Genomic DNA, 18,663 nt, shown 5'->3' with positions numbered 1-18,663 from the left:
TCCATGGCGGAGGAGTCGGCGGAGCCGGCCGCCACCGCGACCGAGATGACCGTCGCGCAGCTGCGCGCATGGCTGGTGAACTGGGTGGCCGAGGCGACCGGGATGCCGCGTGACCAGATCACCGAGGACCGGCCGATGGAGGAGTTCGGTCTGTCCTCCCGCGATGCGGTCGCGCTCGGCGGCGAGATCGAGGAACTGGTCGGCGTCACGCTGAGCGCCACCGTCGTCTATCAGCACCCGACGATCGCCTCCCTGGCGCAGCGGATCATCGAGGGCGAGCCGGAGGTGCCGGCCGAGTCGCTCGACGCGGCGTACTACACCCGGCCCAGCGGCCCGGGCGCGCACGACATCGCGGTTGTCGGTCTGGCCTCCCGTTTCCCCGGCAGCGGGCGCACACCCGAGCAGATGTGGGACCAGCTGATCCACGGCCGCGACGGGATCGGCGAGCTGCCCGAGGGCCGGTGGCAGGAGTTCACCGCGGACCCGGCGGTCGCCGAGCGGGTCGCGCAGGCCAACACCAAAGGCGGCTACCTCGACGATGTCAAGACCTTCGACGCCGAGTTCTTCGCCATGTCGCCGCTCGAGGTCAAGAACGTCGACCCGCAGCAGCGTCTCGCGCTGGAGCTGACCTGGGAGGCGCTCGAGCACGCCCGCATCCCGGCCAGCGACCTCAAGGGCACCCAGGTGGGCGTCTTCATCGGCAGCTCCGCGAACGACTACCAGCTGCTGGCGGTCGCCGACCCCGCCACCGCGCACCCGTACGCGCTGACCGGGACGTCGACCGCGATCGTGGCGAACCGCGTCTCGTACTTCTACGACTTCCGCGGACCGTCGGTCGCCGTGGACACCGCCTGCTCGTCGTCGCTGGTCGCGGTGCACCAGGCGGTCCGCTCGCTGCGGTCCGGCGAGTCCGACGTGGCGCTGGCCGGGGGCACCAACATGCTGCTGGCGCCCCCGGCGACGCTCGGCTTCGACGAGGGCGGCATCCTCGCGCCGGACGGCAAGATCAAGGCGTTCTCCGCCGACGCGAACGGCATCTCCCGTGCCGAGGGCGGCGGCCTGGTCGTGCTCAAGCGGCTCGAGGACGCCGAACGTGACGGCGACACCGTGCTCGCGGTCATCGCCGGCACCGCGGTGAACCAGGACGGCCGCTCCAACGGATTGCTCGCGCCGAACCCGGACGCGCAGGCGGACGTGCTGCGGCACGCCTACCGCGACGCTGGCATCCTGCCCACCGAGGTCGACTACATCGAGGCGCACGGCACCGGCACCATCCTCGGCGACCCCATCGAGGCGGACGCGCTGGGACGCGTGGTCGGGCGCGGGCGCGCCGACGACAAGCCCGCGCTGCTCGGCTCGGCCAAGACCAACTTCGGCCACCTCGAGGCGGCGGCAGGTGCGGCCGGACTGATCAAGGTCGTGCTGGCGATGCGGGAGGACAAGCTCCCGCCGTCGCTGAACTTCGCCGGCCCCAACCCGTACATCGACTTCGCGCGGGCGCACCTGCAGGTGATCCCTGAGACCACCGAGTGGCCGCGGTACAGCGGCAGCGCGGTCGCGGGCGTGTCGGGCTTCGGCTTCGGCGGCACCAACGCGCACGTGGTGGTCCGCGAATACGCACCCGCCGCAAGTGAAGTCGAATCGACTGTGGCAAATGAGCCTGCCGCGACCGAGCAGGGCGAAGAGGCGCAGCAGCTGCCCGTGCTGCTTGCGGTCTCGGCCGCGCTGCCGTCGCGCCGGCGCCGCGCCGCGGCGGACCTGGCCGACTGGCTCGAGACCGAGGCCGGCAGCACGACGCCGCTCGCCGACGTCGGCCGGGCGCTGGCCAAGCGGAACCACGGCCGTTCGCGGGCCGTGGTGCTGGCGACCTCTCGCGCCGAGGCGATCACCGGCCTGCGTGCGGTCGCCGCGGGCAAGCCCGCCCCCGGGGTCTTCTCGGCGGACGCGCCCGCCTCCAAGGGGCCGGTGTGGCTGTTCTCCGGATTCGGCTCGCAGCACCGCAAGATGGCCAAGCAGCTCTACCTGGAGAACCCGGTGTTCGCGGCGGCCGTCGACGAGATCGACGAGCTGATCGTCGACGAGGCCGGCTACTCGATGCGCGAGAAGTTCCTCGACGACGCGCAGGACTACGGCATCGAGACCTCGCAGGTCGGCATCTTCACCATCCAGGTGGCACTCTCCAAGCTGCTGCGTCACCACGGCGCGGAACCCGAAGCGCTGGTGGGTCATTCGATGGGCGAGGCGGCCGCGGCCTACGTCTCCGGCGGGCTGCCGCTGGAGGACGCGGTCCGCGTGATCTGCGTGCGCTCGCGGCTGATGGCCGAGGGTGAGGCGACGCTCGAGGGCGACGACATCCGCCGGATGGCGCTGGTGGAGTACTCCGCCGACGACATCACCGCGGTGCTCGGCGACTACCCGCACCTGGAGGTCTGCGTCTACGCGGCCCCCACACACACCGTGATCGGCGGTCCGGAGCCCGAGGTCGAGGCCATCGTGGCGCGGGCCGAAGGCGAGGGCAAGCTTGCCCGCATCCTGCAGACCAAGGGCGCCAGCCACACCGCGCAGGTCGACCCGATCCTCGGCGAGCTGGCTGCGGAACTGGCCGGCATCGACGTGCAGCCGCTGACCGTCGGGCTGTACTCGTCGGTGGACAAGGAGACGTTCTACCGCGCCGGTCACGCGCCGATCCACCAGGTCGAGTACTGGACCAAGGGCATGCGGCACAGCGTCTACTTCAACAACGCGGTGCGGATGGCGGTCGACGCCGGGCACACCACGTTCGTGGAGCTGGCGCCGAACCCCGCGGTGCTGATGTCGGTGGCGATGACCGCGTACGACGCCGGACTGCTCGACGCGCAGCTGATCCACACGCTCAAGCGCAAGGAGGACGAGCCGCTCGGCATCCTGACCGCGCTGGCGCAGCTGTACGTGCACGGACACCGCGTCGACCTGTCCACGCTGCTGCCGGCCGGTGATTACGCGGACATCCCGCGCACTGCCTGGATCCGAAAGCAGATGTGGCTGGACACCCGGATCAGCTCGGGCGGCAACGCCCGCATGCCCGGCGCCCACGTTGCGCTTCCTGACGGCCGGCACGTGTGGGAGGTGCAGGCCGCGTCGGTCGGCGACCTCGGGCAGCTGGCCGTTGCCGCTGCGGGACAGGTGCTGTCGGACGTCACCCTGCGGGCGAGTGTGCCGCACGGTGCGCTGCCGTCGTCCGGCACGCTGACCACCACTCTGGTCCCGCACCCCGGTGGCGCCTCGGTGCAGGTGCACGCTCGCGACGGCCAGGCCTTCACGCTGCTGCTCGATGCGGTGGTCACCTCCGGCGAGCCGCTGCCCGAGCCCGCGCTCGCCACGGCACCCGCCGCCGCGCCGTCCACCGGCCCGGTCGAGGAGCTGCCCGCGGTCGAGGAGACCATCGGCGGCAAGTGGGACCCGAACGGGTCGCAGACGCTCGAGGAGCGGCTGACGTTCATCGTCGCGGAGTCGATGGGATACGCCCCGGAGGACCTGCCCGCGGAGATCCCGCTCATGGAGCTCGGCCTGGACTCGCTGATGGCGGTGCGGATCAAGAACCGTGTCGAGTACGAGTTCGACATCCCGCAGCTGCAGTTGCAGGCGGTGCGCGACGCCAACCTGCTCGAGGTCGCCAAGTACCTGCGCTACGCGGTCGAGAACCGCGAGGAGGTGCAGGCGATGGCCGACCAACAGGCGGCCGAGCGTGCGACCGAGGGTGCCGAGCCGGCGTCCGAGACCGAGAGCCCTGTCGCGGCCGTAGCCGCTCCGGTGGCCGAGGCTCCCACGGCGGAGCAGACCGATGCCACGAGCGACACCGATCAGCAGTCGCTCACCGAGGCGGCCGGATCCGACGTGCCGCCGCGCGACGCCCCGGAGCGACTGGTATTCGCGACCTGGGCGGTCGTGACCGGGCAGTCGGCCAAGGGCGTGTTCAACACGCTGCCGGTGCTCGACGACGACACCGCCGAGAAGCTGGCCGCGCGCCTGACCGAGCGGTCCGGCGGCGAGGTCACCTTCGACGACGTGCTCGACAGCGAGACCATCGAGCAGCTGTCCGACGTGGTCCGCAAGCACCTCGAGGGCGACGTGGGCGTGGTCCGCGTGCTGCGCGCCGCACCCGCGGGCTCGAACCGCTTGCCGGTCTTCGCCTTCCACCCGGCAGGCAGCTCCACCACGGTCTACGAGCCGCTGGTCAAGCGGCTGCCCGCGGACGTGGCGGTGTACGGCATGGAGCGGGTCGAGGGGTCGATCCCCGAGCGCGCCCGGCAGTACCTCGAGCCGCTGCGGGAGATCCAGCCGCACGGACCGTACGTGCTGATCGGCTGGTCACTCGGCGGGGCGCTGGCCTACGCGGTCGCGGGGCTGCTGCGCGAGCAGGGCGAAGAGGTCGCGGTCGTCGGGCTGATCGACGCGGTCATGCCGGGGGAGAAGGTGCCGGACACCGCCGAGGAGCGCAAGGCCCGCTGGCTGCGCTGGCAGGCCTTCGGCGAGAAGACCTACGACGCACACATCCCGCTGCCGATCGACAAGCTGTCCGAGGCCGACGACGAGGGCCAGATCCAGATCATCATGGATCTGCTCAAGGTGTCGAAGGTCAGCATCCCTGGCGGTGCGATCGAGCACCAGCGCAAGTCGTTCCTGGACAACCGGGCGCTGCTGCGGATCGGTGACTCGATGCAGGCGTACGACGGCAAGGTCGCGCTGTACATGGCCGACCGGTACCACGACGGCGCCATCGAACTCGAGCCCGCCTACGCGACGCGCGCGGCCGACGGCGGCTGGGGCGAGTACGCGGCGGATCTGGACATCGTCCACATCGGCGGCGACCACCTGCAGATCGTCGACGAGCCCTATGTCGCCAAGGTCGCCTCGGATCTGGCCAAGAGGCTCGACGAGCTGGAGTCCGGCCGCGGCTGACGCCGTGTCCGGTCCGGTTCCGAAGGCACCGAAGGTTCGCACAAGGAGTTGATGAGTGAGCACCACTGCCGCAAAACTGGCGGAGCTGAGGGAGAAGCTCGAGCTGGCGCGAGAGCCCGGTAGCCCGGGCGCGATCGCCAAGCGCGAGGCGCAGGGCCGCCCGAGTGCCCGGGCGCGGATCGAGGCGCTGCTGGACAAGGGCTCCTTCCATGAGATCGGCGCGCTCGCGAAGACCCCCGGCAACGCCGACAACCCCTACGGCGACGGCGTGGTGACCGGGCACGGCACCATCGACGGCCGTCCGGTGGCGGTGATCTCGCACGACCAGACTGTCTTCGGAGGTTCGGTCGGAGAGATGTTCGGCCGCAAGGTCGTCGCCACGATGGAGTTCGCCGCCAAGATCGGCTGCCCGTACATCGGAATCAACGACTCGGGCGGCGCCCGCGTGCAGGACGCGGTCACCTCGCTGGCCTGGTACGCGAACATGGCGATCCCGCAGGAGTCGCTCTCCGGCGTGTGCCCGCAGATCTCGATCATGCTGGGCAAGTGCGCCGGCGGCGCGGTGTACCAGCCGATCAACACCGACGTCGTGGTCGCCTCGGAGGAGGCGTACATGTTCGTCACCGGCCCCGACGTCATCAAGTCGGTCACCGGCGAGGACATCAGCCTCGAGGAGCTCGGCGGCGCGCGGCGGCAGGCGCAGTACGGCAACATCCACCACGTGGCCGAGGACGAGGCCGGCGCGTTCGCGTGGGTGCGCAACTACCTCAGCTACATGCCGTCGAGCTGCAACGACGAGGCACCGGTGGTCAATCCCGGGCTCGAACCGGAGCTGACCTCGTTCGACTACGAGCTGGACACGATCATCCCGGACCAGGACAACGCCGGGTACGACATGCACGAGATCATCCTGCGGATCTTCGACGACGGCGAGTTCCACGAGTTCGGTGGCCAGGTCGCCCCGAACATGATCGTGGGCTTCAGTCGCGTCGACGGCCGCTCGGTGGGCGTGGTCGCCAACCAGCCGCTGTACCTGGCCGGCGCGTTGGACGCGGCGGCGGCGGACAAGGCGTCGCACTTCATCCGGATCTGCGACGCCTACAACATCCCGCTCGTGTTCCTCACCGACACACCGGGATTCCTGCCGGGCGCGGACCAGGAGAAGATCGGCGTCATCAAGCGCGGCGGCCGGTTCCTGTTCGCGTTCGCGGCGGCCACCGTGCCGAAGGTGACCATCGTGACCCGCAAGGCCTACGGCGGCGGATACGCGGTCATGGGCAGCAAGCAGCTCGGCGCCGACATCAACTTCGCGTGGCCGACCGCCCGGATCGCGGTGATGGGCGCCGAGCAGGCGGTGACCCTGCTGCGCCGCAGGGAGATCGAAGCAGCCGGCGACAAGGGTCCGGAGCTGCGCGAGCAGCTGATCAACATGTACAACGAGTTCATCGCGACCCCGTATGTCGCGGCCGAGCGCGGGTACATCGACTCGGTGATCGAGCCGTCTGCGACCAGGCTCGAGCTGCGCAAGGCGCTGAACCTGTTGCGCAACAAGGACGTGCAGCGCAACCCGCGCAAGCATCATCTGCTGCCGCTGTAAATCTGTCGAACGCCGAGGGCCGTCCCGCATCCATGCGGGGCGGCCCTCGTCATTTCTGCCTCGTGCCATATGCGCACGACCATGAACTTCTCAAGGTATTTCGGACAATGAGGACAATTGTTCACAGCGGTGTTGTAATTTCCACGTGTCGGTGAAAACGCTCGGTCGGGCACGGGAAAGGGCGCCGCAATGCCGCGACATCACAGTCATGAGTCAGGTCGGCGCCTCGGCCTGCCGATGAGCGATGCTGGTCTGATGAATTCGAATCGACCGATCCCCGCCCGGCTCACCGTGTTCGCTGCAGTCGCCTTGTCTGCGGCCGTTCTGGCGGCCTGCAGCAACGGCGAGCAGGCCGCACCCACTGTGAATGCGTCCTCGCTCAACGGGCACACGTTCGTCTCCACCGAGGTGACCGGTCACCAACTGGTCCCGGGCAGTACGGTCCGGTTGCACTTCGAGAACGGTGACCTCTCGGCCCGCGCCGGGTGCAACACCATGGGTGCGCCCTACGCGATTACCGCCGACGAGTTGCGCTGGACCGGTGGGGCACGCAGCACGATGATGGCCTGCGACCCGGCGCTGATGAGTCAGGACGCGTGGCTGACCGACTTCCTCGACCGTGGTGCCGCGGTCACCCTGGACGGACCGACACTGACACTGACCAGCGGGGCAACCACACTCACGCTCCGTCAGGACGACGCGGCGAAGAACTGATCCAGGCCGTCGGGACGAAGGATCGTCCACATCCGATCCTGCAGGGGGAGTTGAGATGACGAGCGTCGACAGTGTGACGGCGACGAAGTCCGTGAAAACGATGCCGTTGCTGACGCTGTCGGCGATGGTCGTCGGTTCGATGGTCGGCGCGGGCGTGTTCTCGCTGCCCGGCCGGTTCGCCACCACCACCGGCGGCCTCGGTGCCCTGATCTCCTGGGCGATCGCGGGCACCGGCATGTTGATGCTGGCGTTCGTCTTCCAGAACCTGGCGCTGCGCAAGCCGGACCTGGACGCGGGTGTCTACGCCTACGCCAAGGCAGGCTTCGGCGAGTACCTCGGTTTCTTCTCCGCCTTCGGCTACTGGGCCAGTGCCTGCGTCGGCAACGTCAGCTACTGGGTGCTGGTCAAGTCGACCCTCGGTCAGGTGCTGCCGATCTTCGGTGAGGGCAACACGATCTGGGCTGTGCTGCTCTCCACCGTCGGCATCTGGGCGTTCCACTTCATGGTGCTGCGCGGCGTGCAGGAGGCGGCGTCGATCAACAAGATCGTCACCGTCGCCAAGCTGGTGCCGATCCTGGTGTTCATCGTCATCTCGCTCTTCTACTTCAAGTGGGATGTGTTCACCGCGAACTTCTCCGGCGGCAACGGGTACTCGGAATCGCTGTTCAGCCAGATCAGTTCGACGATGACGATCACGGTGTTCGTGTTCCTCGGCATCGAGGGCGCCAGCGTCTACTCGCGGTATGCGCGCAAACGCGAGGACGTCGGCCGGGCCACCGTGCTCGGATTCCTCAGCGTGCTGGCCATTTTCGCGTCGGTGACGATGGTCGCCTACGGCATCATGCCGCGAGCGGACCTGGCCGGCCTGCAGCAACCGTCGATGGCCCCGGCGTTCGAGGCGTCGGTGGGTACCTGGGGCGCGTGGTTCATCAGCATCGGCGTGATCGTCTCGGTGATGGGCGCCTATCTGGCTTGGACGCTGATGGCGTCCGAGGTGCTGTTCGTTGCCGCCAAGGACCGGGACATGCCGTCGTTCCTGTCGCGGGTCAACACCGAGAACGTGCCGCTGATCGCGCTCCTGTTCACGTCCGCGCTCGTGCAGCTGGTGCTGCTCACGACGCTGTTCTCCGACGACGCCTTCGGCTTCACACTGCACCTGTGTACGGCGCTGTCGCTGATCCCCTATCTGGGGGCGGCCGGGTATGCGCTCAAGCTCGCCGCGACCCGCGAGACCTACGACGAGGACGGCCCCGGGATCCGCACGAAGGAACTGGTCGTCGCGGCGGTCGCGACCTTCTACACGGTGTTCCTGATCTACGCGGCCGGCCTCGAGTTCCTCCTGCTGTCCTGCATCATCTACGCGCCGGGCACGATCCTGTTCGCCTTGACGCGCCGGGAGCAGGGCAAGCGGCTGTTCTCGGCGTGGGAGTTGCTGCTGTTCATCATCGTCGCGGCGGGTGCCGTCGCCGGAATCGCCGGTCTCGCAACCGGTTGGATCACTATTTAGGAGACCGATATGGCGGAAACAGGAACGGCGTCGACGTACGGGGTGCACTCCGAGGTCGGCAAGCTGCGCAAGGTGCTGGTGTGCGCGCCGGGGCTGGCGCACGAGCGGCTCACGCCGACCAACTGTGACGATCTGCTGTTCGACGATGTGATGTGGGTGCAGAACGGCAAGCGCGACCACTTCGACTTCATGGCGAAGATGCGTGAGCGCGGCATCGAGGTCGTGGAGCTGCACAACCTGCTGGCCGAGACCCTCGCGGTGCCCGGGGCCAAGGAGTGGCTGCTGGACCGCAAGATCGTCGCGAACGAGGTCGGGCTCGGATTGGTCGCCGACGTGCGGGCCTACCTCGATCAGCTCGACAACCGGGTGCTCGCCGAGTATCTGATCGGAGGCCTGTCCACCGCGGACCTGCCCGCCGACTTCCGGCCCGCGTACCTGTCGCTTGCGCGCGAGCAGACGGGTATCCGCGAGTACCTGATGCCACCACTGCCGAACACCCTCTACACCCGCGACACCACCTGCTGGCTCTACGGCGGTGTCACCCTGAACCCGCTGTACTGGCCCGCGCGGCACGACGAGACGTTGCTGATGAAGGCCATCTACCGGTTCCACCCCGACTATGTCGGCGCGAAGATCTGGTGGGGTGATCCCGAAAAGGACTGGGGCCTGGCCACCTTCGAGGGCGGCGACGTGATGCCCATCGGCAACGGCGCGGTGCTGGTCGGAATGAGCGAGCGCACATCCCGGCAGGCGATCACCCAGGTCGCGCAGTCGCTGTTCGACGCCGGCGCCGCCGAGCGCGTCATCGTCGCCGGCATGCCGAAGCTGCGTTCGGCGATGCACCTGGACACCGTGTTCACCTTCGCGGACCGCGACCTGGTGACGATCTTCCCGGACATCGTCGACGGCATCGCGCCGTTCACGCTGCGCCCCGGCGGTAAGGCGCCGGAGGTCACCGTGGAGTCCAAGTCGTTCGTCGACGTGGTCGCCGAGGCGCTCAACTTCAAGAAGCTGCGCGTGGTGCCCACCGGCGGCGGCTTCTACGCCAACGAGCGCCAGCAGTGGGACAGCGGCAACAACCTCGTCGCCGCCGAGCCCGGCGTGGTCTTCGCCTACGACCGCAACACCCACACCAACGCCGCCCTGCGCAAGGAGGGTGTCGAGGTCATCACGATCGTCGGCGCCGAACTCGGCCGTGGCCGCGGCGGTGGGCACTGCATGACCTGCCCGATCAGCCGCGACGCCGTCGAGTTCTGATCGCCTGCCCGTGATTTGTGGTCGGTGATGCGCCGTCAGATGCGGCGCATCACCGACACCACTCGGCCCAGCACTACGGCCTGGTCACCATCGAGCACCGGGTAGGCGTCGTTGCGCGGTTCGAGGTACACGTGGCCGCCGCGTCGCCGGAACACCTTCACCGTGGCCTCGCCGTCGATCATGGCGGCCACGATCTGACCCGAATGCGCCTCGTGCTGCTGGCGCACCACGACGACGTCGCCGTCGCAGATCGCGGCGTCCACCATGGACTCGCCGCGCACGCGCAGTGCGAACACCGTGCCGGAGCCGACGAGCTCGCGCGGGAGCGACAGAGACTCGTCGGCATGCTGTTCGGCGAGAATCGGTGTGCCGGCGGCGATGTCGCCGACCACCGGCACCGACACCGAGGACTCGGACGTGGACGCGGACCCGGCGCCGCGCAGGAACGGACGCACGTCGACCGGGCGGGAGACCGCCGCACTGCGTCGCAGGAAACCCTTCTCCTCCAACGCCTTCAGATGGCGTGACACCGACGAGGTGGACTGCAGGCCCACCGCGTCCGCGAGCTGGCGGGTGCTGGGCGCGTATCCGTGTTCGAGCGCCCAGTCCCGCACGGTCGCGAGGATCTTCTGCTGGCGGTGCGGCAGGGCGGCGGCGTCGAGGTCGCCGAAGTAGTCGGTGTCGTATCCGGTCACTCGGCGAATGGTAGCGGTGGCCACCGACATCCGGGTCGCGCAGATCCCGGTCAGCCCAGTGCCGCGCCGATGCCCAGCGCCGCGGCGGCGATAACCAGCAGGACCAGCAGCAGCGGCCAGATGAACCGCACGAACCTGTCGTAGCCGACCTTGGCCATGGCCAGTCCGCCCGCGACCACGACGTTGGTCGGCGACACCAGCATCGTCAGCCCGTGCCCCATCTGCCAGGCCGTGATGACCAGGGCACGGTTGACGCCGGCGAACTCGCCGAGCGGGGCCAGCAGCGGCATCGCCAGCGTCGCGTGCCCCGAGGCCGAGGGGATCAGGAAGGCGAGCGGGATGTTCACCAGCATCGCCAGGATCGAGAACACCCCGGCGGAGGCGCCGCTGACCAGGTTCTCCATGGCGTTGAGCGCGGTGTCGATCGTCTGGGTGTTGGTCATGATCACCGACACGCCCTGCGCCAGTAGGATCACGATCGCCGGGCCGACCATGTCTCCGACGCCGCGGGTGATCAGCGAAACCAGCTTCTTCTCGCCCATCCGGGCGACGACACCGACGACGATCGCGGCGAGGACGAACAGCATCGTCAGCTGCGGGAACCACCAGTTCAGCTCGAACCAGTAGGGCTCGGCCGCGGTTTGGTGCTGCAGCTCGTACTCGGCCGGGCCGGTGCTCGCGCCGAAGATGGCCGACCAGGGGATCACCGAGAAGATCATCAGCGCGAAGGTGAACCCGGTGATCGCCAGGACCCACTTCTGGGTGCCGGTCAGGCGCCGCAGTTCCTCCGTGGTCACTTCCAGGTTCTCTTCGGCCAGGTCGGTCGCCTCGGTGTCGGGGGCCTCGAAACCGACCAGCGAACGGGACGGATCACGCTGCACCCGAAGCGCATAGCGGACCACATAGGTGATCGCGACCGCGGTCATCACCACCCACAGGGCGATGCGCAGCACGATGCCGTCGCCGATCGACACGCCGGCTTCGCCGGAGGCGACCCCGATCGAGAACGGGTTGACGGTCGACGCGGCGCAGCCGATCATCGCGCCGACGATGATCGTCATCGCCGCGACCATGCGGTCGAAGCCCATCGCAAGCATGAGCGGGATCAGCAGGCCGTAGAAGCCGAAGGTCTCCACGGAGAATCCCATGGTGCTGCCCAGTACCGAGAACAGCAGCATGATCGCGACGATCAGCAGCCAGCCGCGGGTGCGCAGGCGCTCACCGAGCCGGGCGACCGCCACCTCGAGGCTGTGCGTGGCGAAACTGACCGAGAGGAACACGCCCAGCGACATGATGAACATGACCACGCCGACCGAGCCGAACAGGTGGCCGAGCGCGTCGGTGTCGACGAACCCGCTGACGGAGTCCCTGATCCCGTAGAGCCCGTTGACCGGGGCCAGGATCAGTTGCTGGACGCGCTGCCAGAACGTCAGCGGGGACGGGATGTGCTGGAAGCTACCGGGAATCGGCGCCCCGTCCGCGTCGTGCCGAAAGACGCCGGAGGGGACGGCGAGCGCGACCAACCACACGACGATCATGACGATCGCCAACATCGTGATGGGCCCGGGGAACTCGAACTTCTTCCTGGGTGCGGCCGGTGGGGTGTCGGGACCGGCACCGGTACCGGCGTCGCCGCCCTCGATGGTCGTGCTCACCGGTCACCGGCCTTGCGCAGCGCGAACTCCCGCACGAATGCGGCCATGGCGACGACGGCGTCGTCGGTGTCGTGCGGATAGCCCTCGGCTGCAACGGAAGGCAACGTGACCAGCCGGCACAGGTCGTCTTTGAGACCCGGCATCAATGCCGCTGTGGCCCTGGTGAACTGATCCGGCGTCGGATCGGTCACGCTGCCTCCCGTGTTCAGGCCCCGATGAGTTCGGGGCCGATGCCTGCTGCGCGGTGACGGATCAGCTCAGGGCCTTGGCCTTGATCCGGTCGAACTCGTCCTGCGTGATGGTGCCCGCCGCGAGCAGGTTGCTGGCCGAGGCGATCTCGTCCGCGGGGGACCGGCCCGCCACGTCGCGGATGTAGTCGTCGGCGGCCTTCTTGGCCGCGTGGTTCGCCGCCTCGGAGCGTTCCGCCATGCCGCGGCCGCGCGCGATCAGGTAGACGAACGCGGTGAGGTAGGGGATGACGATGAGGAAGATGATCCAGATGACCTTGACGACCGCCGAGGTGCTCTTGTCTCGGAACAGGTCGGTGAGGACCTGGAAGAGGATCAGCAGGTACGCGACGAAGGCGAAGATGATGAGGGTGTACCAGAACAGATCCCACAGATTGCTGAGCATGATGTGCCCTTTCTCTCCGTGACCCCGGTCGGGTCCGAGTGACAGAAATCTACCGTCGGGAGAAACGTTCCGATGGCACAATTCGGCGAAGTTTGTCCGAATTTGCGAGGAGAGCCATGGCCACGTCCGAGCTCGAGCCCAACGCGTCCTGTCAGATGCCCGGCACGGATGACGCCGTGTCCGAGCCGGCCGACGGCGATGTCCCTGCCGAGGTGTTGGTGCGCGAGGAGGCCGAGGCGGCCACCGCCGACCGGTCGCGCCGCTGGTGGCTGCCCCGCCACTACACGTATCTCGGGTTGCTTGTCGCGCTGCTGTTCTTCCTGGCGTCGTTGACCCCGACCCTGCTGCCCCGCGGTCCGCTGTTCCAGGGTGTCGTCTCGGGCGGCTCGGCCGCGATCGGATACTGGATCGGCATTCTGCTGTCGATGTTCCTCCGCTGGCTGGTGCAGCGTGAGCTGCCGCGACTGATCAAGCTGATCGCCTGGTGGTTGCTCGCGGTGGCGGCGTTGGCCGGGACCGTGGCGCTGTTCGTGTGGTTCGCGGACTGGCAGGCTCAGTTGCGGGACATGATGGGCGCCGCGCGGTTCCCGTGGTTCGGGTATCCGGTCATGCTGGTGATCGCGGCGGTCCTCCTCGTCGCGCTGGTCGCGTTCGGCCGGATCTGGATGCACGCGGTGCGCTGGGTCGCCCGTCAGGTTGGCCGTATTGCGCCGCCGCGGGTTTCGGCGCTCGTCGGCGTCATTCTCATCGTGCTGCTGACGATCGGGTTGGCCGAGGGCGTCGTCGCCGACTGGTCGATGCGCGCGCTCAACGGTTCATTCGAGGCGCTCAACGGCGAGACCAAGCCGGACACCCACACGCCGACGACCCCGGACCGCTCCGGCGGTCCGGGCTCGATTGTCGGGTGGGATTCGCTGGGGCGCCAGGGCCGTACGTTCGTGGCGGGCGGTCCGTCGGTCGCCGACCTCGAAGCGTTCAACCACCGGCCGGCAACCGAGCCGATCCGCGTCTACGCCGGCCTCGACTCGGCCGACAACATCCGCGCCGCGGCGGCACTGGTGGTCGACGAGCTCGAGCGTACCCACGCCTTCGACCGGTCGGTCCTCGCGGTCATGACCACCACCGGCAGCGGATGGATCAACGAGAACTCCGCCTCCGCACTGGAATACCTCTACAACGGCAACACCGCGCTGGCGAGCATGCAGTACTCGTTCCTGCCCAGCTGGATCTCGTTCCTCGTCGACCAGGACCGGGCTCAGCAGGCCGGCCGCGCGCTGTTCGACGCCGTCTACGCGAAGTGGGAGACGCTGCCGGCCGACCACCGGCCCAAACTGGTGGTGTTCGGGGAGAGCCTCGGATCGTTCGGCGGCGAGGCAGCATTCAGCGGCGCACAGGACCTGGCGTTGCGCACCGACGGCGCCCTGTTCGTCGGCCCGCCGAGCAGCAACACGCTCTGGCGTCGGTTCACCGCGCAGCGCGACCCGGGCAGTCCGCAGTGGCTGCCGGTCTTCGAGAACGGCCGCACGGTCCGGTTCATCGCCCGTGCAGGCGATCTGACCAGGCCTGCCCAGCCGTGGCCGTCCCCGCACGTCATCTATCTTCAGCACGCCTCCGACCCGATCACCTGGTGGTCGCCGAGTGTGCTGCTGAACGAACCGGATTGGCTCAAGGAGCCCCGTGGTTACGACGTGCTCCCGTCCACCCGGTGGTTCCCGATCGTGACGTTCCTGCAGCTCTCCGCCGACATGGCGGTGTCGACGGACGTCCCGGACGGGCACGGCCACACCTTCACCGCGGACTTCGCCGACTCCTGGGCGTCGATCCTGCAGCCGCCCGGGTGGGACACCCACGACACCGCCCGACTGCGCGCGGTGCTCTCGGGACACGACGGCAACTGAACGGGCCGGTTGCCGCAACTGCGTCGACCGGCTTGTCAACCTGCCCGCTCCAGGGCCCGAACCGCATCCGGGCCCGACGAGAGAGTAGGAAGCTACATGTCGAGGGCGGACCGAACATCCAGGTCGCCTCGCGCAACCAGATCACCGGGTCGTTCACGAACGTGCCCGCCGGTCTGTACGCGATCGTGACGATCTGCAACGTCAACCCGATCAACTTCGAGTTCGACCCGAAGCTGTTCGGCGCCCAGGTGGTCCTGGTCAACGGCGTCACCACCGGATCGTCCTTCGACACCGGCTCACTGGCCGGCTCGTCGGCCGGATCCGGCGGTTCTGCTACCGGATCCGGCGCCTCGGACTGATCACTGGTAGACGCGCAGCTTGGCCGGCTGCCACACGCCCGATCGGGTCACCTCGGCGGTGTCGACGACCGCCGGGGTGGCGTCCGGCACCAGCTGCGTGAACCGTTGCAGCGAACCCCAATCCCGGTTCCAGTCGCCACTGAGGTAGGCGGGGACGGTTTCCGCGTGCAGCAGAAGGCCGGTCCAGCCGAGCGGGCCGCCGTTCGTGCCGGCCTGCCACGTGTCGGTCGAGCTGACCGCGAGCGGCCGGTCGGGCAGGATCCGGTACTTCGGCACCTCGGCGACACCGTTGAGATGATCGAACGGACGCTGGCACGGGAAGGCCAGGCCGACAGCCCAATCCAGCAGCACCGGATCGGTCGAGCCGACCATCTGCTGCAGGGTCTGCAACTGCGGCACCCGCGGCGGGGTGAACGCCAGCCACTGGTCCGGCGTGAGGTTCGGGTCGTTGGCGACGACGCGGACCGCGTCGGCATCGGCCGGCAGCAACTCGCGGGGGACGCGCAGGTTCCGCCAGGACGGTGCCGGCCCGATGTCCATCGGCTCGATCCGTCCGCGGGGGCTCACCGTGCCGTCGGCCTCGCGGTGGCCGTACTCGAGCAGCAGCGACTGGCCGTAGGTCATCACGCCGTCGTGGTCGTGCGAGAGGATCCGGCCGGCCGCGGTGATCACGATCAGCGGCGTCGACTCGGTGGCCGCGGGCAGCTGATACCAACTCGACGTCGACGACGCCGGCTCCTGCGCACCGGTCTGGTAGCTGCCGAGGACCGGCGTGCGGTGCGGGTCCAGCCCGAACGGCAGCTTCACGGTGCTGCCGTTGACGCCGCGGTCGCCGGAGCCGCCCTCGGTGCCCGCGTCGGAGCCTTCGTTGACCGCGCTGCCGACGACCGGCGCGTCGGTGTTGGCCTGACCGGGCTTGGTGACCACGGCGTCCGCGGTCAGGTCGGCCGGCACGCCGTTCGCGCTGAACCCGGTCGCCCCGACGCCCGTGAGCGGATCCGAGACGGGGCGTGCACGGTCGCGGATCGGCTGCAGCGCACCGGCATTCGGATCCGGTTCGGCGAGGACCTGATCGGCCATCGCGCACGGGGACCCGACGACGGCGTCGAGGTTGGACTTGGCGAGCGAGTACGCCGGGTATTGCGAGTACGCGCCCTTGGCGAAGGAGAGCACCTCGAACAGCACCACCGCGCCCGCGACGACCGCGATCGGCGCCCCGGTCAGCCGCCGCAACCCGCGTCGGCGTGGGGCCTCGGACGGGCCGGTGTAGTCCTGCCGGAAGTGCAGCCAGCCGGCGATGAGCATCAGCACGACCGCGAGCGCGAGCAGCAGCGTGTCGACGGGGTGCCCCGCGACGAGCGGAACCTTGTCGCCCCACGGGATCCCGAAGTTGGAGACGTACCAGTAGCCGTTGATACCGGCCGTGGTCAGCGCCAGTACGAACACCAGGGCGGCGAAGAACATGGCGCGGTTGCGGCTCGACCGCAACGCCGACGCCGAGATCGCGACCGCGGTGAGCGCGGCCAGCGAACCCGCCAGCCCTGCGTACACCCCGAAGTGGTGCGTCCACTTGGTCGGCGTGAACGTCATGAAGAAGATCGTGCCGAACAGCACGCCCAGCAGACGCCACGACGGACCCAGAGCGGCACCCGGAATCTGCTTGCGGCGCAGCAGGATCACGGTGGTGGTGACCAGACACAGGAACATCATCAGTACCGCGAACCGGCGCGCGAGCGACCCGTCCACCGTCTGCACCATCAGGTAGTAGTAGCGGATGAACTCCTGGTACCAGGCCAGGTTCGGGCCGATGATCGAGCGCACCCGGGTGGATTCGCGCACGGTGGCGAGGGTCTGGTCGGCGAACACCGCCACCAGCACGACCGTGCCGGCCGCCAGCAGCGGGGCGAGCAGCGGCAGCGTGCCGGCCTCACGCCGTCGGCGGACGATGATGCGGACCACGGCGCGCGCGCCGGCCAGCAGCGCGGCGACCGCCATCAACCCGGTCGGACCGGCCGACAGCGAGAACGCGGCGACCACGATCGCGATCCCGGCGGGCAGCAACCTTCCGGTCGCGATGGCGCGTTCGATCGAGCACCAGGTCACCAGCGCGCCGAGCGCGATGATCGGCTCGGGCCGCAGGCCGTTGTTGTACGGCAGCCAGAACGCCAGGAACACCGTCGCGGCACTCCACACGGCCACCTGGTTGTGTCGGACCGCGCGGCCCAGCCGGGGCAGGACCTCGCGGGAGATGACCAGCCAGCACAGGATGCCGGCGATCAGCGCCGGAAGCCGCATCCACGGACTGGCGGTGGTCACCTTGGACATCACCGCGAGCAGGTCGTAGTACGGCATGCCGAACGGCGCCTCGGGGACACCGAACCAGCGGAAGTAGTTGGCCATGTACCCGGACTTCTCCGAGACGCGCGCCATGGTGAGCAGATAGCCGTCGTCGGAGGTGTTCGCGCCGATGAAGTGCCACAGCACGAGCGCGCCGATCACCACCGTGTCGACCCACTTGGGCCGCAACCAGTGCCGGGGCAGGAGACGCCGATGGCGGCGGCCGTCGGTGCCGTCGAGACGGGCCAGCGCGCAGAGCGCGACCATGGTCGAGACCACGGCCACGATCATCGCGATCAGTTTGAGCGTCGACGGCGTCGACGAGAAGCGCGAATCGATGGTCGCGTGGAACGACAGGTCCGCGGGCGCGCCGCCGCTGAGGTCGGAGAACACGCCCACCACGTCCGGACGAAGGTCGCCGGGGATGTGCCCGGTGATCGCGCTGCCGTCCTGGTTGGTCAGACCGGTGAACGAGGCGTCGATGGCCGCGGCGTCGGCGTGGATGTCGATGCTGTGGCAGACGGCACCCGCCACCTGCGCACGCGGTGCCGACGCGACGACGACATTGCGGGTGATGACGTCGACCCGCTGATCATTGACCCGCACGAACATGCTGTGCAGGGCCGCGTCCGTGCCGGACTCGGGCGCGGTCGAGAGCAGCACGCCGCCGTCGGCCGGCAACTGCTTGACGAGCGTGCACGGGATCGAGGTGTCCAGATCGATCGGCACGAACGAGACGAGCGGGGCCTGGACGTCGGAGATGCGTCCCTGCTGCGGCCAGCTGAGGGAGGCGGTGGTCTGTACGACCGGCAGCAGCGGCAGCGCCACCGCGGCGACCACACCGAGCAGCCCGGCGATCACCGTGACGATCCGCGCGACGCGGTGCTGACGGCGCTCACCGGTCGGTTCGGACAGAGCCGGCGGATCGGGGAGGGGCGGCGGGGCCGTCACGACGTCAGACACGGTTAGCGATGTTAGGCCAGACACACCTGCCGGCCCACATCGGTGCGAGCCGTCACCGGTCGGGTGACCGGTGACGGCTCGGGCCCGGTGCCCGATCAGACCAGGCGGTC

The 18,663-nt window shown here is 68.9% G+C and carries 12 protein-coding genes; 7 read left to right on the top strand and 5 right to left on the bottom strand.

Annotation, left to right across the window (positions count from 1 at the left end):
* The first annotated feature begins 45 nt into the window (after positions 1–45).
* From pks13 to G4X40_RS09890, 5 genes are all read left to right on the top strand, one after another.
* A complete protein-coding gene (gene pks13 / locus G4X40_RS09910; RefSeq protein WP_277832401.1) occupies positions 46–4,938 on the top strand; it encodes a polyketide synthase Pks13 in 4,893 nt (1,630 codons plus the stop codon).
* A 55-nt stretch (positions 4,939–4,993) separates the two neighbouring features.
* Positions 4,994–6,535 (top strand): acyl-CoA carboxylase subunit beta, encoded by a 1,542-nt coding sequence (locus G4X40_RS09905; RefSeq protein WP_277832079.1) that lies wholly within the window; start codon positions 4,994–4,996, stop codon positions 6,533–6,535.
* A 255-nt stretch (positions 6,536–6,790) separates the two neighbouring features.
* Positions 6,791–7,249 carry an META domain-containing protein gene (locus G4X40_RS09900; RefSeq protein WP_277832077.1) on the top strand — a complete coding sequence of 153 codons (459 nt, stop codon included), beginning with the start codon at positions 6,791–6,793 and terminating at the stop codon, positions 7,247–7,249.
* 55 nt (positions 7,250–7,304) lie between these two features.
* Positions 7,305–8,756, top strand: coding sequence for a basic amino acid/polyamine antiporter (locus G4X40_RS09895; RefSeq protein ID WP_277832075.1), 1,452 nt, complete (start codon positions 7,305–7,307; stop codon positions 8,754–8,756).
* A 9-nt stretch (positions 8,757–8,765) separates the two neighbouring features.
* The gene (locus tag G4X40_RS09890) at positions 8,766–10,013 is read left to right on the top strand and encodes an arginine deiminase (RefSeq protein WP_277832073.1); all 1,248 of its coding nucleotides are present in this window, start codon (positions 8,766–8,768) and stop codon (positions 10,011–10,013) included.
* 35 nt (positions 10,014–10,048) lie between these two features.
* Here the strand turns inward: G4X40_RS09890 and lexA are convergent, their stop codons facing one another.
* The 4 genes from lexA to G4X40_RS09870 all read right to left on the bottom strand — a co-directional run bounded on the left by lexA (position 10,049) and on the right by G4X40_RS09870 (position 12,996).
* The gene (gene lexA, locus G4X40_RS09885) at positions 10,049–10,708 is read right to left on the bottom strand and encodes a transcriptional repressor LexA (protein ID WP_277832071.1); all 660 of its coding nucleotides are present in this window, start codon (positions 10,706–10,708) and stop codon (positions 10,049–10,051) included.
* Between the two features lie 50 nt (positions 10,709–10,758).
* Complete coding sequence (locus G4X40_RS09880) at positions 10,759–12,363, bottom strand: YfcC family protein (RefSeq protein ID WP_277832069.1); 1,605 nt, start codon at positions 12,361–12,363, stop codon at positions 10,759–10,761.
* A complete protein-coding gene (locus tag G4X40_RS09875; RefSeq protein ID WP_277832067.1) occupies positions 12,360–12,554 on the bottom strand; it encodes a hypothetical protein in 195 nt (64 codons plus the stop codon). Before G4X40_RS09875 ends, G4X40_RS09880 begins: the two co-directional genes overlap by 4 nt.
* A 61-nt stretch (positions 12,555–12,615) precedes the next feature.
* The gene (locus G4X40_RS09870) at positions 12,616–12,996 is read right to left on the bottom strand and encodes an SHOCT domain-containing protein (protein WP_277832065.1); all 381 of its coding nucleotides are present in this window, start codon (positions 12,994–12,996) and stop codon (positions 12,616–12,618) included.
* A 155-nt stretch (positions 12,997–13,151) separates the two neighbouring features.
* Between G4X40_RS09870 and G4X40_RS09865 the strand changes: the two genes are divergently transcribed.
* The gene (locus G4X40_RS09865) at positions 13,152–14,894 is read left to right on the top strand and encodes an alpha/beta hydrolase (RefSeq protein ID WP_408642179.1); all 1,743 of its coding nucleotides are present in this window, start codon (positions 13,152–13,154) and stop codon (positions 14,892–14,894) included.
* Between the two features lie 161 nt (positions 14,895–15,055).
* The gene (locus tag G4X40_RS09860) at positions 15,056–15,253 is read left to right on the top strand and encodes a hypothetical protein (RefSeq protein WP_277832061.1); all 198 of its coding nucleotides are present in this window, start codon (positions 15,056–15,058) and stop codon (positions 15,251–15,253) included.
* On the opposite strand, the gene G4X40_RS09855 is transcribed toward G4X40_RS09860, so the two are convergent.
* Positions 15,254–18,553, bottom strand: a complete 3,300-nt coding sequence (locus tag G4X40_RS09855) for an arabinosyltransferase domain-containing protein (protein ID WP_408642162.1) — start codon at positions 18,551–18,553, stop codon at positions 15,254–15,256.
* Positions 18,554–18,663 lie beyond the last annotated feature (110 nt).

This window comes from Speluncibacter jeojiensis, assembly GCF_029589495.1.
GTDB lineage: Bacteria > Actinomycetota > Actinomycetes > Mycobacteriales > Mycobacteriaceae > Speluncibacter > Speluncibacter jeojiensis.
This window is presented reverse-complemented; position numbering and strand designations above follow the sequence as displayed.